Consider the following 14,029-nt stretch of genomic DNA (forward strand, 5'->3'; position numbering starts at 1 on the left):
CGTTGACTTTTGGCACGCTGTTGAGTTCTCAAGGAACGGACACTTCCTTCAGGTGGCCTTCCGACCGGCCCTCCGGGCGCTTCGTTCTTTCGTGTCTCGAGCTTATCAGATCGTTTTCTCGGTGTTGACCGAGGGTTTACGTTCTCGACTTGCTCTGTTTACCGCCGTTGCGCGGCGACCTGAGCAACGATAGCGGGTTGGCGGCCGAGCACCTAATCGATGCCGGATGGATCACTCGGACGGCGGCGTTCGACCCGTACGGGCAGGGCCGAGGGGGGTATAGCGGGATGCCGTAGAGTGCGGCGCGTCGGCCAAGAGGACTAGACCACTTGAGGGTGGCGGGTTCGGAGGAGAGGGTGCGCGGAGGTCGGTTCGTGCGCGGCGGGGTGGACGTTGGGATCGATCTTCACTCGGGCGACTCGTGAGCGTTACGTCACGGAATGTCCGAGTTGGCGTAATTTGGGTCCAGTCGATCAGCGGGCCGCTGCCCTGCGGCCGCACGCGATGTACTCCGTACCTGGGAGGCTCCAGCATGACCACTGTCACCTCGCCGCTCGCCGGGCGTGCCGTCGGCCTTGCCAATGTGCCCGACCCGGTGTTCGCGGGAGCGATGGTCGGGCCTGGGACGGCGATCGATCCGGTGCGGGAGCCGATCGAGGCGGTGTCGCCGGTGGATGGGCAGGTGGTGTCGATGCACCCGCACGCGTTTGTGGTGATGGACGAAAACGGGCGTGGGGTGCTGACGCATCTGGGGATCGACACCGTGCAGCTCAATGGGGAGGGGTTCGAGCTGCTCGTACATAAAGGGGACAGGGTGAAGCGGGGGCAGCCGGTGATCAAGTGGAATCCGGCGGCGGTGGAGGCCGCGGGGAAGTCGCCGATCTCGCCGATCGTGGCGCTGGAGGCGTCGGCGGAGCAGCTGAGTGGGGTTGCGGAGTCCGGTGAGGTCACGGCCGGCGGCGAGCTGTTCGTCTGGAACTGACAGCGACGACGGGCGAAGGGGTTCGGGCCATGGAGCGGACGCTGCGCGGTGTGGGCGTGAGTCACGGGGTTGCCATTGGGCCGGTGCGTCACATGGGGACGGCGGTGTTGGAGCCACCGTCGGCTCAGGTCTCGGCTGCGGAGGCGCCGCGTGAGCAGGCCCGGGCGCAGGCTGCGGTGGAGGCGGTGGCGGCGGATCTGATCGCGCGCGGGAATCTGGCCGGCGGTGAGGCGCAGGCGGTGCTGGAGGCGCAGGCGCTGATGGCGCAGGACCCGGAGCTGCTGGCGGACGTGAATCGGCGGATCGCAGAGGGAAACAGCGCGGAGCGGGGGGTGTACGACGCGTTCGCGGCGTACCGGGCTCTGCTGGCCGCGGCGGGCGAGTATCTGGCGGGGCGGGTCGCGGACCTGGACGACGTGCGGAACCGGATCGTGGCGCGGCTGTTGGGGGTGCCGATGCCGGGGGTGCCGGACAGTGACGAGCCGTATGTCCTGTTGGCGCGGGACCTGGCGCCGGCGGACACGGCGTTGCTGGACCCGTCGCTGGTGCTGGGGTTCGTGACCGAGGAGGGTGGGCCGACCTCGCACAGCGCGATTCTGGCGCGGGCGATGGGGGTGCCGGCGGTGGTGGCGCTGCCGCGGGCGACGGAGGTGGTGGAGGGGGCGGTGGTCGCGGTCGACGGGACGACCGGTGAGGTGCTGGTGGAGCCGTCTGCGGAGCGGCAGGAGGAGTTGCGCCGAGCGGCGGCGGAGCAGGAGGCGGCGCTGGCGGCGTCCTCGGGGCCGGGGCGGACGTCGGACGGGTTCATGGTGCCGTTGCTGGCGAACGTGGGCGGTCCGACGGATCTGCCGGCGGCGTTGGAGCACGGGGCGGAGGGCGTCGGGCTGTTCCGGACGGAGTTCCTGTTCCTGGACGACTCGGCGAAGGCGCCGACCGAGGACAAGCAGGTGCGGGCGTACCGGCAGGTGTTGGAAGCGTTCCCGGACGGCCGGGTGGTGGTGCGGGTGCTGGATGCGGGGGCGGACAAGCCGCTGGAGTTCCTGACGCCGGTGGACGAGCCGAATCCGGCGCTCGGGGTGCGGGGGCTGCGGTCGCTGTTGGAGCACCCGGAGGTGTTGCGGTCGCAGTTGCGGGCGTTGGCGCGGGCGGCCGAGGGGGTGTCGGCGCGGCTCGAGGTGATGGCCCCGATGGTGGCGGACCGCGAGGATGCGCGGGCGTTCGCGGAGGCGTGTCGGGAGGCGGGGCTGGACGCCAAGTACGGGGCGATGGTGGAGATTCCGTCGGCCGCTCTGCGGGCCGGGTCGCTGCTGCGTGAGGTGGAGTTCCTGTCCTTGGGGACGAACGACCTGGCGCAGTACACGTTCGCGGCTGACCGGCAGGTGGGTTCGCTGGCGCGGCTGCAGGATCCGTGGCAGCCGGCGCTGCTGGATCTGATCGCGTCGGCCGCGGGGGCGGCGAAGGCGGCCGGGAAGAGCTGCGGGGTGTGCGGGGAGGCGGCGTCGGATCCGTTGCTGGCGTGCGTGCTGACGGGCCTCGGGGTGACCAGTCTGTCGATGGGGGCGGCGGCGATCCCGTACGTGCGGTCGGCGTTGGCGCAGGCGACGTTGGCGCAGTGTCAGCAGGCCGCGGAGGCGGCGCGGGCGGCGGAGTCCGCGGCGGAGGCCAGGGCGGCGGCGCGGAAGGTGTTGTCCGGGGCGTAGGCGTCCGGACCTTCGACTCCCGAGGGGTCGCTGCCACCGTGGGGGTTGGCGGCGACCCCTCGGGGCCTTTGGGGGCCTGGGGGGTGCCGGGGGTCGGTCAGTGCTTGCGGGTGGTGGCGAGCTGCTCGAAGAAGCGCAGGTGGTCGAGGTTGTCGACGGAGCCCGGGTTGACCGCCCTGGTGAGGGGGGTGCCGGACAGCAGGCGCTTGACGGGGACTTCGAGGCGCTTGCCGGTGAGGGTGTGCGGGAGGCCCTGGACGGTGATCACCTCGTCGGGGACGTGGCGCGGGGAGAGTTCGGTGCGCAGCGAGGTACGGATTCGGCCGGTGAGGTCGTCGTCCAGGACGGCGCCGGGGGCGAGGACCACGAACAGCGGCATCCAGTAGCCGCCGTCGGGTTCCTCCAGGCCGATGACCAGGGATTCGGCGATCTCGGGGAGGCGTTCGACGACCTCGTAGATGTCGGCGGAGCCCATTCGGACGCCCTGGCGGTTGAGGGTGGAGTCGGAGCGGCCGTGGATGACGACGGTGCCGCGGCTGGTGGCGGTGATCCAGTCGCCGTGTCGCCAGATGCCGGGGTAGGTGTCGAAGTAGCTGTCGTGGTAGCGGACGCCGTCCGGGTCGTTCCAGAAGCCGGTGGGCATGGACGGGAGCGGCTTGGTGACGACGAGTTCGCCGACCGCGTCGGTGAGCGGGTGGCCGCTGGGGTCCCAGGATTCGACGGCGGCGCCGAGGCAGGGGGCCTGGATCTCGCCGAGGTACACGGGGAGGGTGGGGACGCCGCCGACGAAGCAGGAGCAGACGTCGGTGCCGCCGCTGACGGAGGCGAGCCAGACGTCCGGCTTGACCTCGTCGTAGATCCACTGGAAGCCGTCGGGCGGGAGCGGGGAGCCGGTGGTGCCGAGGCAGCGGACGGCGGACAGGTCGAGGTCGCGGCCGGGGTGCAGCTCGGCCTTGCGGCTGGCGATCACGTAGGCGGCGGAGGTGCCGAGGACGGTGGCGCGGGTGCGGGCGGCGACCGACCAGAGGGCGCCGGTGTCGGGGTGTCCCGGGCTGCCGTCGTAGGTGACGATCGTGGTTCCGGTGAGCAGGCCGGCGAGGAGGAAGTTCCACATCATCCAGCCGGTGGAGGTGTACCAGAGGAAGCGGTCGTCCGCGCCGAGGTCGAGGTGGAGGGCCGCCTGCTTGAGGTGCTCGACGAGGATGCCGCCCTGGCTCTGCACGATGGCCTTGGGGAGGCCGGTGGTGCCGGAGGAGTAGAGCACCCAGAGCGGGTGGTCGAAGGGGACGAGCTCGAAGACCGGCTCGGTGGCGTCGGCGACCAGGTCGTCGTAGTGCAGGGTGCCCTCGGGGGCGGGGGTGTCGAGCAGCGGGACGTGGATGACCGTGCGGAGGGTGGGGAGTTCGCGGCGGAGTTCGGCGACCACCTCGGTGCGGTCGTGGTTCTTGCCGCCGTAGTGGTAGCCGTCGACGGCGAACAGGACGGTCGGCTCGATCTGCTGGAGGCGGTCGAGGACGCTGCGGGCGCCGAAGTCGGGGGCGCAGCTGGTCCAGGTCGCGCCGACGGCGGCGGTGGCGAGGAGGGCGACGGCGGCCTGCGGGATGTTCGACAGGTAAGCGCTTACCCGGTCGCCCGGGCGGACCCCGTTGGCGCGCAGCGCGGCGGCCAACGAGCCGACCTGGCGGCGCAGTTCGGACCAGCTGGTGGCGACCGGCTCGGCCGTGCGCTCGTCGAGGTGGAGGATCGCCGGGCGGTCGGCGTTGGCCGGGTCCTCGGCGGCGCGCAGGGCGTGCTCGGCGTAGTTGAGGGTGGCGCCCGGGAACCAGCTCGCGCCCGGCATAGTGGCCGGCTCGGCGAGGACTGCGGTGGGCGGGGTGTGGAAGCGCACGTCGAAGTACTCGGTGACGGCGGTCCAGAAGCGCGGGAGGTCCTCGGTGGACCAGCGGTGGAGGTCCGCGTAGCGGGTGGCGGCCTCGGTGTCGGTGGTGACCGGCGCGAGCGGGGCGGCCGGGGCTCCGTGGTGGTCGGCGACCCAGCGCTGGAAGGCGACCAGGCGGCTGGCGGCGGCGCGGGCGGGGTCCGGGCGCCAGAGCGGCTCGGGGTGCGGGTGCTGCTGGTCCTGGGGGGTCGGAGGGGTGCTCACGTGGTGGTCTCCAGGCCGTGGTGGGGACGGATGGGCTTGTGGCAGGCCGTCCGTGGGTGCTGACGGTGCTGACCATGCCACGTGATCGTCCGGGGGTCCAGGGTTCGTCCTGGTGGTGGACAGTGTGGGGGTTGGGGCGGCCCGGGAAGGGGGTTGGAGTGGTCATGTTGTGGGTGGTGCGTGGTGTGTGGGCGGGGGTGGTGGACGGCGTGGGGTGCGGCTTCGCGGAGGTCAGCGGGTGCGCGGGGGGTGGTGGGCGGTGGTGGGGGGTGGTAGGACGGCGGGATGACAGCGGCTTATGACGTGGTGATCGTGGGTGGCGGGCACAACGGGCTGGTGGCGGCCGGGTATTTGGGACGTGCCGGGTTGCGGGTGCTGGTGCTGGAGCGGCTCGGGCACGTGGGCGGGGCGGCGGTCTCGGAGCGGGCGTTCCCCGGGGTGGACGCGCGGCTGTCGCGCTACTCGTATCTGGTGAGCCTGCTGCCGCGACGGATCCTCGCGGACCTGGGCGTGCGGGTGGAGCTGCGGCGTCGGCGGATCTCCTCGTACACACCGTGGGAGCGGGACGGGCGGGCCGGCGGGCTGCTGGTGGATGCCTCGGACGAGCGGCGGACGGCCGAGTCGTTCCGTGAACTGACCGGTGGGGACGCCGAGTTCGCGGCCTGGCGGGAGTTCTACGGGATGACCGGGCGGGTGGCGCGGCGGGTGTTCCCGTCGTTGACGGAGCCGCTGCCGTCGCGGGCGGAGCTGCGGGCGCTGGTGGACGATCCGGTGGCCTGGGCGGAGTTGTTCGAGCGGCCGTTGGGCGAGGCGCTAGAGCGGCGGTTCGCGGACGACGTGGTGCGGGGTGTCGTACTGACGGACGGCCTGATCGGGATGTTCACGCATGCGCACGATCCGTCGCTGCGGCAGAACCGGTGCTTCCTCTACCACGTGATCGGCGGCGGGACAGGTGACTGGGACGTGCCGGTGGGCGGCATGGGCGCGGTGACCGGTGCGCTGGCGGAGGCGGCCAGGGCGGGTGGGGCCGAGCTCCTGACGGGGTGCGAGGTCGTCGCGGTGGATCCGGGCGGGCGAGGGCGGCCGGCCGAGGTCGGGTACCTGGACGCGGACGGGGTGGAGCGGCGGGTCGGGGCGCGGTGGGTGTTGTGCAACGCGGCGCCGGTGGAGTTGGCGCGGCTGCTGGGTGTGGGCGGCGGGGCGGGGGCGGCGGATGCTGGGGCGGTTTGTGATGAGGGGGTGGGTGGTGATGAGGGGGTGGGTGGTGATGAGGGGGTGGGTGGTGATGAGGGGGTGGGTGGTGAGGATGCGCCGGAGGGGGCGCAGTTGAAAGTCAACATGTTGCTTCGTCGGCTTCCCCGGCTGCGGGACGGGGCGGTGGATGTGCGGGACGCGTTCGGGGGCACGTTCCATATCGCGGAGTCGTACCGGGAGTTGGAGAGCGCTTACCGGGCGGCTGCGGCGGGTCGGCTCCCCTCCCCCGCGCCGTCCGAGATCTACTGCCACTCGCTGGCGGATCGCTCGATCCTGGGCCCCGAGGTGCCGGCCGGTTGGCACACGCTCACCTTGTTCGGTCTGCAGTTGCCGGCGCGGCTGTTCGCCGGGTCCGGGGATCCGGAGGGTGTGCGGCAGGCCGCGCTGACGGGTGTCCTGGCCGCGCTCGACGGGGTGCTGGCGGAGCCGCTCGCGGAGTGTCTGGCGGTTGATGGTGACGGTCGGCCTTGTATGGAGGTGCGCAGCCCGTTGGACCTGGAGGCCGATCTTCGGCTGCCGGGCGGCAACATCTTCCACCGGGACCTGGCGTTCCCGTTCCGGGAGGAGGGCGGCGTCGGGAGCGGCGGTGTTGGGGTTCCGGTGGTGGAGTCCGGCCGGTGGGGTGTGGAGACTGCCGAAGCGCGGGTCCTGTTGTGCGGGGCCGGGGCGGTGCGGGGTGGTGGGGTCAGCGGGATTCCGGGGCACAACGCGGCGATGGCAGTGCTGGGGAGGTAGGGGCGCAGCGGGGGTGGGTGGTGCCGGCGGCGGCGGGGCGGGGCGGGTGGTGCCGGCGGCGGGGTGGGGCGGGGGAAAGCGCTTACCGAGTGGGTGGCGGCAGTCCGGGTGAGGCAACCGGAAAGCGCTTACCCGTTGGTTTGGGCGATCCCGGGGTCGGTGCACGGTAAGCGCTTTCCGGCACTCGCTCAGCCCGCTCCCCCGTCGCCGCGACGTCAGTGGCGGGTGAACTCGCCGCTGAACCAGGAGTGGGCGACGCGGGTGTGGAAGGGGAAGGCCAACGGGGTGTCGGCGGTGGCCAGTTGCCAGCCCTCGGTCTCGTCGGTGGGGACGGACGGGGGGAGGTCGGCGAGGTTGCGGGCGGGGAACAGGGCGAACAGGCAGAGGAAACCGCCGCGGGTGTCGGAGTCGGTGGAGACCAGGCGGGCGTCGGCGGGGTCCGCCAGGATGCCGGTCTCCTCGCGCAGTTCGCGGGCTGCGGCCTGCTCCCAGCTCTCGCCGTAGTCGACGTAGCCGCCGGGGAGGGCGAGTTGGCCGTTGCCGGGTTCGATGGTGCGACGGATGACGGTGAGCCGGGTGTCGCCGTCGGGGTGGTGGACCGGGAGAAGGCTGACGGTGACCGGGAGCGGATTGCGGTAGCTGATCTCGTGGCAGCCGGGGCAACTGCGCGGCCAGGTCATGGTGCCGGCCGGGTACGGCGTTCCGCACCAGTGGCAGTGCGTGTTGGGGCCGAAGAGGATGGGGCGGGCGGACGGCTGGGTCGTCATGGATGGATGGTAGTTCGATCGGGTGACGGGCCGGGCGGGAAGCGGGAAGCCGGCGGCGGGGGTGGTGGCGCCGGGCGGGCGGCCGCGGACGTCATGCGTTGGGAGCGCACGGGGGGTGCGCGCGGGGCGGCCGGACGGCGTTGAGGACCGGCCAGGCGGGTGAATACGGAGTTTGCCGTTGGAATTCGGGAGTGCGTGCGCGATAGCGATGAGTGAGCCCGTGACAGACATGGGCTTTGAATGTGCTTAAGGATGATTGTGCGAGCAATTCTGGTTTCCCTGGTGGCTGCGGCATCGGTGCTCGGCCTGGCGGCTCCCGCGCCTGCGGCAACGCGGTCGGCCAACGGCCAGGTCGTGGTGTTCTCCACCGAGCTGCAGCCGCTGGATGTTTACAGCAACCCGTCCGGCTGCCAGCAACTTCCCACTGTTGCACACGTGTTGAGCAACCAGACGGACGCTCCCGTGCGGGTGTACGGCAACCCGCTCTGCCTCGGCCCGTCGGTGACGGTGCAGCCCGGGTACGGGACGCACGTGCCGGGTGGCGCGGGGAGCTTCTCCGCCTGACCCGACGGTTCGGGAATTCGGGTGGGCGGACGAAGAAATGGGCGTCCGCCCGCTTTTTTATGGTTATCACAGAAATACATCCAACCGGTGGCTCTGTGTCATCATGGTGATCGCCGACTTCTCGCCCGTCGTGGCGAATTGGCGCACCATCAGCGCGGTCGGCTCCTTGCCTGAGGCCCCCCGGCGCAGTGGCGTACCCGGGTTGCGGCCGCCATTGAGAGGACTGCGTCCCGTGGAGCACGTCGCTGTGTCCGTCGCCCCAGAGCAAGCCGCATTGGAGGCGGCGGTCTCCACCCGCGAGGCGACCCCGGCCTCCTGGCGGGCGTACGCCAGGCTGGCCAAACTCGACATCTACGACTACTACTTGAGCGTCCCGCTGGTGGGCGCGATGGTGGTGGCGACCGGGTCGGGCTCGGGGGCGAGTGTCGGCGGTGCGCTGGCGGTGCTGGTGCTGTTCCTCGGCGGCGAGGTCGCGATGAGTGCGGCGATGTGCACCTTCGACGACGTGACCGGGTACCGGGACGGCAGCGACGCGGTGAACTACGGGCCGGACGCGCCGGCCCGTCGACTGGCCCGAAAGCCTTTGGTGGCAGGCACGTTGACCGAGCCGCAGGCGATCCGGTTCGGCTGGGCGACGGTCGCGGCGTGCGTGGTGTGCTGGCTTGCCGCGGTCACGCTGGCACCGGCCCGGCCAGGGTGGGCAGTGGCCGGGGTGGTCGCGCTGGCGGTGTGCGGCTTCCAGTATTCGTGGTGGCTGCGGATCAGCTACAACGGCTTCCAGGAGTTCTTCCTCGCCGCACTCGGCTGGCTCTTCGTGCTGCCCCTGTACGGGCTGCTGACCGGCCGGTTCGACGGCTTCGTCGCGGTGCAGGCGCTGGTGTTCGGCCTGGGGCCGCTGCTGTTCGGCGTGTACTCCAACACCAATGACATTCCGGGCGACCGGGCGGTGGGCCGCAAGACCGTCGCGGTACTGGCCTCGCCGCGCGGCAACGCCGCGTTCGTGGCCGGGTGTTCGGCGCTGGAGGCGGCGCTGCTGGTGGGTTCGGCGATCGCCGGGATCGCGCCGTGGTGGTTCCCGCTGGTGACGGCTCCCGTGATGGCTCTGCGGGCCCGGCAGTGGGTGCTCGGATTCGTCCGGGGCGACATTCTGGTGGCGCGCCGGCTGGGCATCCACCTGCACCGGCTGTGCTGTGCGCTGCTGGTGGGCGTGGACCTGGCGGTGGCGGCGTTCGGCGGCGGGCTGTGACGGCGCCGGGCCGGACGAACCGGCGCGGCGGCCTCGCGTCCGTGGTGCGGCGGCTGCCGCTGGACCTGGGCCCGTTCTTCGACACGCTGGCGTCGCAACGTCCTTCGGTGGACGTCCGGTTGGGGCGCCCGCTGGACCTGGCGCCGGACCGCGGCACCTGTTGGGACACCGCCGGGCTGGCCCGGCTGGTGCAGGAGACGGCGGCGTGGCTGGCGGCGGCGGGTGCACGTCCGGGGTCGTCGGTGGCGATCGTGAAGCGCAACCACTGGGACTACGTGCTGCTGGCGTGCGCGGCGGCGCGGCTCGGTGCAGTACCGGCACTGCTCTCCGACCGGGTCGCGCCGGACGGGCTGGTCGCGCTGCTGCACCGGCTGCGCCCGGACGTACTGGTCACCCAGCGGGACGTCCTCGTCGGCGCCCGGGCGGCCGGGCACGACCTGGACCGGCTGGCCGTCCGGACAGTGTGCCTGGACGGGCCGGCGGAAGGCACGTTGACGCCGGACGACCTGCGCGGCGGGGCGGTTCCGGCGGTACACACGCGCGGGGACGACGAGCCGCTGGCGATCATTCACACCTCGGGCACCACCGGGGTGCCCAAGCTGGTGGTGCACTCCACCCGGACGCTGATCCGGCGGCTGTCCGCGTTCGAGGCGCGGCCCTGGCCGGTGCTGTCGGTGCGTGGCGACGACACCGTTGCCAGCGCCATCTCGTTCGCCCACGGGCGGGCTCTGACCTGGACCGTCAGCGCGTTCTGGCGTGCGCCGCGAACTGTCGCGCTGCTGCCGGACTCCGACGTTTCGACCGCTGCCGCGCTGCTGCGCAGCCACCCACCGACCGTGCTGGAGGCGATGCCGTCCAGCTATGTGCGGTGGCAGCAACTGGCAGGCGGAGGGGAGAGGGCGGGTGCGGGGGTGGGTGCCGAGGGGGCTGCTGGGTCTCTTGGGCCTGCCGCGGCGGCAGCGGCTGCGGCGGCTGCGGCGGCGGCGGCGAATCCGTTCCGGGACGTGCGGCTGTTCATCTCGACGTTCGACGCGATGCATCCGCCGACAGTGCGGGCCTTCCTGGGGGCGAGCCGGCGGAGGCGGCCGTTGTGGATGCAGGGGTGGGGGCAGAGCGAGACCGGTCCGTTGAGCTTCCGGTTCCTGACTCGGAAAACGCTTTCCGCACCCACTGGGCGGCATCCGACCACGCGCGACCTGGGACGCCCGGTGCCCGGGTGGGTGCGGGTGAAGGTGGCCGATCCCGAGCGGCCCGGGCGGGCGGTGCGGCGTGGCGAGACGGGCATGCTGTACGCCCGCACCGGGGCGCTGTGCCTCGGCTACCTCGGCGAGCCGGAACGGTGGGCGCAGAAGGTCGACGGGCCGTGGTTCAACACCGGCGACCTCGGGGTGCACACCCGCGACGGTCGGGTCTTCGTGCTGGACCGGGAAGTGGACATGGTTCCAGGGCTGAGCTGCGTCGAGATCGAGGACGTGCTGCACGAGCGCCTGCCGGACGTCGAGGAGGCCGTGCTTCTGTCGGTGGCGGACGGACACCCGCAGCCGGTGCTGGTCACCGCGGCCGGCGAACTCGACCCGCAGCGCTGGGAGGACGCGGTGCGTGATCTGCCGCCACTGGCCGAGCCGTTGATCGTCCCCTGGGACGCGGTGCCGCGCACGGCCACCGGGAAGGTGCGGCGGCACGAGTTGCGTGAGCAGGTGCTGGCGGGGAGCTCACCGATCGGGACCGGGCGGTGGACGTGAGTTGGTGGCGAGTGGGCGGTGAGCCTGGGCCGGCGGGGGTGGCCGATGGAGGTGGGCCGGCGGCCGGTGAGTGGACGCCGGGTCGGGTAGCTCTGGGGCCGTGGTGCTCGGCGGGGTGGTCACGCGCTGGAGATTGTCTACGCATAGATCAACTCGCCGCGGGGGCGCTGGTCATTTTCGATCAGCGGTCGTACGCACGTCGGAGATTGTCTACGCGTAGACCAACTCGCCCGGGGGTGCTGATCATTTTCGGTCAGCAGCGATCACGCGCCGGAGATTGTCTACGCAGGGACTAAACGGCCTTCGAGTCCGGCGGTAGGGCCGGTTGGGTCACGGGCGGGGTTGCAACGGGTCGGCTGGCGAATGTGGGAACGGATGGAGGAGTTGGGCATGGACGAGCTCGATGTTGCGGTGGTCGGTGCGGGGATTGCGGGGCTGTCTGCCGCTCACCACCTGGCGGCCGCCGGACGTGAGGTGCGGGTCTTCGAGGGTGCGGAGCGGGTGGGTGGGCGGATGGCGTCCACCAGGGTGGACGGGTGGTTGCTGGACGAGGGCGCGGAGACCATCGCGGGGGCCGGGTACGAGGCGACCTGGGAATTGATTCGCGCGGTCGGCATCCCGGAGTCGGAGGTGCCGGTGATCGAGCCGGGCTTCGCGCTGTGGCGGGGCGGTCGGGCGCATGCTCATCTGGGCCGCCCGAAAGGCCTGTTGACGGGTGCGGGACTGTCCTGGCGGGGCCGGGCGGCGTGGGTGCGGTTCGCGATGGAGCTGGCCACGTCCTGGCGCGGTTTCGACCCGGACCGGCCGGAGACCGCGCCCAGCCGGGATCTGACGCTCAGCGAGTTCTGCGCCGGTTCGGCCGGGCGGGAGGAGTTGCTGGCGGCGATGCTGCAACCGCTGTCCAGTCACTGTTTCGGCTGGCGGCCGGAGAGTTCCGGGGTGGCGCCGATGGTGGCGACGCTGATGTCGGTCGGTGGGGCCGGTGCCCGCTGGATGACGTACCGGGACGGCATGGACACCCTGGCCCGACGGCTTGCGGAGCGCCTCCGGGTGGAACTGGGCTCGCGGGTCACGGCAGTCCAGGAGCAGCCCGGTGGGGCCGGCGTGCGGCTGGAGTTCGCCGACGGTGCGGAGGTGGTGGCCCGGCAGGTGGTGCTGGCGGTGCCTGCGCCGCTGGCCCTGGAGTTGCACGGCACAGCGGCGGAGGATGCGCGGCCGTACCTCGCGGCGAGTACGTTCACGCCGATGCTCAAGGTGGCGTGCCTGCTGGACCGTCCGCTGCCGAGTCCGACCCGCTCCCCCAGTTATGCGATGTCGGTGCCGGAGAGTGAGAGCCGGGTGTGTACCGGCGTGATCCTGGATCATCTGAAGGCGGAGGGCCGGGCCCCCGAGGGGCAGGGGCTGGCGAGTGTCTTCGCGTCGCCGTGGATCTCCCCCGAGTTGATGGACGAGCCCGACGAGCGGGTGGTGGAGACGGTTTGCACGGAGGCCGAACGCTTCCTGCCGGGCCTGCGGGACGCCACCGTCCGCACGCTGGTGCACCGTTTCCGGCTGGGCCTGCCGCAGGGTTCGCCGGCAGCGGTGCGGGAACGGGCCGCGTTCCTGGCCCGGCCGGCCCGGGCGGTGGAGTACGCCGGTGACTGGGTGATGCTCCGGCCGAGCAGTGAAGGTGCCGTCCGTTCGGGCAAGTTGGCGGCCGAGCGGGTGCTTGCCTTCGCGGCGGAGCGGTCCGGGGTGGTGGGGGCGTCCGGGGTGTCCGGGGTAGGGGCGTGCGGGGCGGTGGCGGTGCCGGCGCCTCGCGTTGCTGAGCCGGATGGCGTGGAGGCGGAGGTCGCGGAGACGGACGCGGTGCGGTCGGATGTTGCGGCGCCCGAGGATGCGGTGGCGGTGGCGGTGCCGGCGCCTCGTGCGGCTGAACCGGATGGTGTGGAGCCGGGTGCGGTGCGGTCGGATGCTGCGGCGAATGCTCCGGGTGGGCAGGCCGGTGGGGCGGCTGAGACGGCCGAGGTGGCCTGATGGGTGGGGTGGTGCGGGAGTTGGCGTTCGGGAGTGGCGGGAGTTCGTATTTGTTCGACAACGCCAGTGCGCATGCTGGTGGTCAACATCGGTGTCTGGCGGGGTGGTTGGACCGAATCAGCATCGGGGCGCTGAGCCGGGTCGGGGTGCGGCCCGGGATGAGTTGTCTGGATGTGGGGGCCGGGGCGGGGAGTATCGCGGTCTGGCTCGCGGACCAAGTCGGGCCCGAGGGCGCGGTGTTGGCCACGGATGTGGCGCCGCTTCCGATGGCCGACCGGCGTGCGTTGGCGGTGCGGCGACACGATGTGGTGCGGGACGCGTTGCCGGAAGCGTCGTTCGATCTGGTGCATGTGCGGCTGGTGTTGTCCCATCTGCCGGAGCGGGAGGCCGTGTTGGCGCGCCTGTTCGCGGCGTTACGGCCGGGCGGTGTGCTGCACCTGTTGGAGTTCGATGCCGAGTACGCGCCGGTGCTGACCGTCCCGGGCGAGCGGGCCCGTGATCTCTACGAGCGTTACCAGCAGGCTAAGTTGCGGGCCTTCCGCGCGCGCGGTTCGGATCAGGGCTGGGGGCGGAAGTGCGCCGCCGCCATGGTGCGCGCCGGGTTCGTCGGGGTGGAGGCGTCGCCGTACCTCGACACGCTCGCGCCCGGCACGCCGCAGTTGGAGATGCAGGTGCACAACACCTGGCATCTTCGTGAGGCCCTGCTGCGTGAGGGCCTGACGGACGACGAACTCGCCGAGCTACGGGCCTTGTTCGCCGATCCGGCGTTCCGGGCCTGCTCGAACGTGGTGTACGCGGTGCACGGCCGCAAGCCGTGACGGTGGTGGAGGTGCCTGTTCTCGCTCGTCGGTCGGGGTGGGCGAGCGGTTCGGTCGGGTGT

The 14,029-nt window shown here is 72.0% G+C and carries 10 protein-coding genes; 8 read left to right on the plus strand and 2 right to left on the minus strand.

The genetic code is table 11. From position 1 onward, the window contains the following. Nucleotides 1-532: 532 nt before the first annotated feature. Together ACGFWJ_RS34380 and ptsP are read left to right on the plus strand one after the other, a co-directional pair. Entirely contained in the window at nucleotides 533-982 is a 450-nt protein-coding gene (locus ACGFWJ_RS34380; RefSeq protein ID WP_387648256.1) for a PTS glucose transporter subunit IIA, read from the plus strand. 29 nt (nucleotides 983-1,011) lie between these two features. Then, nucleotides 1,012-2,682 (plus strand): phosphoenolpyruvate--protein phosphotransferase, encoded by a 1,671-nt coding sequence (gene ptsP / locus ACGFWJ_RS34385; protein ID WP_392956541.1) that lies wholly within the window; start codon nucleotides 1,012-1,014, stop codon nucleotides 2,680-2,682. Between the two features lie 97 nt (nucleotides 2,683-2,779). On the opposite strand, the gene ACGFWJ_RS34390 is transcribed toward ptsP, so the two are convergent. Beyond that, nucleotides 2,780-4,825: an acetoacetate--CoA ligase gene (locus tag ACGFWJ_RS34390; protein WP_392956543.1), complete on the minus strand. Its 2,046-nt coding sequence runs from the start codon at nucleotides 4,823-4,825 to the stop codon at nucleotides 2,780-2,782. A 285-nt stretch (nucleotides 4,826-5,110) separates the two neighbouring features. On the opposite strand from ACGFWJ_RS34390, the gene ACGFWJ_RS34395 reads away from it, so the two are divergent. Continuing rightward, on the plus strand, nucleotides 5,111-6,814 hold the full coding sequence (locus ACGFWJ_RS34395; RefSeq protein WP_392956545.1) for a phytoene desaturase family protein: 1,704 nt from the start codon (nucleotides 5,111-5,113) through the stop codon (nucleotides 6,812-6,814). Nucleotides 6,815-7,029: 215 nt separating this feature from the next. On the opposite strand, the gene ACGFWJ_RS34400 is transcribed toward ACGFWJ_RS34395, so the two are convergent. Further along, nucleotides 7,030-7,581, minus strand: coding sequence for an NUDIX domain-containing protein (locus ACGFWJ_RS34400; protein WP_392956547.1), 552 nt, complete (start codon nucleotides 7,579-7,581; stop codon nucleotides 7,030-7,032). Between the two features lie 282 nt (nucleotides 7,582-7,863). Here ACGFWJ_RS34400 and ACGFWJ_RS34405 point away from each other — a divergent pair, with 282 nt between their 5' ends. From ACGFWJ_RS34405 to ACGFWJ_RS34425, 5 genes are all read left to right on the plus strand, one after another. Further along, nucleotides 7,864-8,145, plus strand: a complete 282-nt coding sequence (locus tag ACGFWJ_RS34405) for a hypothetical protein (RefSeq protein ID WP_392956549.1) — start codon at nucleotides 7,864-7,866, stop codon at nucleotides 8,143-8,145. Between the two features lie 247 nt (nucleotides 8,146-8,392). Further along, entirely contained in the window at nucleotides 8,393-9,391 is a 999-nt protein-coding gene (locus ACGFWJ_RS34410; protein ID WP_392956551.1) for a UbiA family prenyltransferase, read from the plus strand. Beyond that, the gene (locus tag ACGFWJ_RS34415; protein ID WP_392956553.1) at nucleotides 9,388-11,133 is read left to right on the plus strand and encodes an AMP-binding protein; all 1,746 of its coding nucleotides are present in this window, start codon (nucleotides 9,388-9,390) and stop codon (nucleotides 11,131-11,133) included. The genes ACGFWJ_RS34410 and ACGFWJ_RS34415 overlap by 4 nt, the downstream gene beginning before the upstream one ends. Before the next feature lie 390 nt (nucleotides 11,134-11,523). Further along, nucleotides 11,524-13,149 (plus strand): protoporphyrinogen/coproporphyrinogen oxidase, encoded by a 1,626-nt coding sequence (locus ACGFWJ_RS34420; RefSeq protein ID WP_392956555.1) that lies wholly within the window; start codon nucleotides 11,524-11,526, stop codon nucleotides 13,147-13,149. A gap of 107 nt (nucleotides 13,150-13,256) precedes the next feature. Then, entirely contained in the window at nucleotides 13,257-13,967 is a 711-nt protein-coding gene (locus ACGFWJ_RS34425) for a class I SAM-dependent methyltransferase (protein ID WP_392956557.1), read from the plus strand. The last annotated feature ends 62 nt before the right edge of the window (nucleotides 13,968-14,029 follow it).

The organism is Kitasatospora sp. NPDC048407 (genome assembly GCF_043200475.1).
Lineage (GTDB): Bacteria > Actinomycetota > Actinomycetes > Streptomycetales > Streptomycetaceae > Kitasatospora.

Excerpts from the sequence above, each read along its gene's own strand:
- ACGFWJ_RS34420 (WP_392956555.1), top strand. The coding sequence starts at position 11,524 with ATGGACGAGCTCGATGTTGCGGTGGTCGGTGCGGGGATTGCGGGGCTG.
- ACGFWJ_RS34400 (WP_392956547.1), bottom strand. The coding sequence starts at position 7,581 with ATGACGACCCAGCCGTCCGCCCGCCCCATCCTCTTCGGCCCCAACACG.
- ptsP (WP_392956541.1), top strand. The coding sequence starts at position 1,012 with ATGGAGCGGACGCTGCGCGGTGTGGGCGTGAGTCACGGGGTTGCCATT.
- ACGFWJ_RS34395 (WP_392956545.1), top strand. The coding sequence starts at position 5,111 with ATGACAGCGGCTTATGACGTGGTGATCGTGGGTGGCGGGCACAACGGG.
- ACGFWJ_RS34380 (WP_387648256.1), top strand. The coding sequence starts at position 533 with ATGACCACTGTCACCTCGCCGCTCGCCGGGCGTGCCGTCGGCCTTGCC.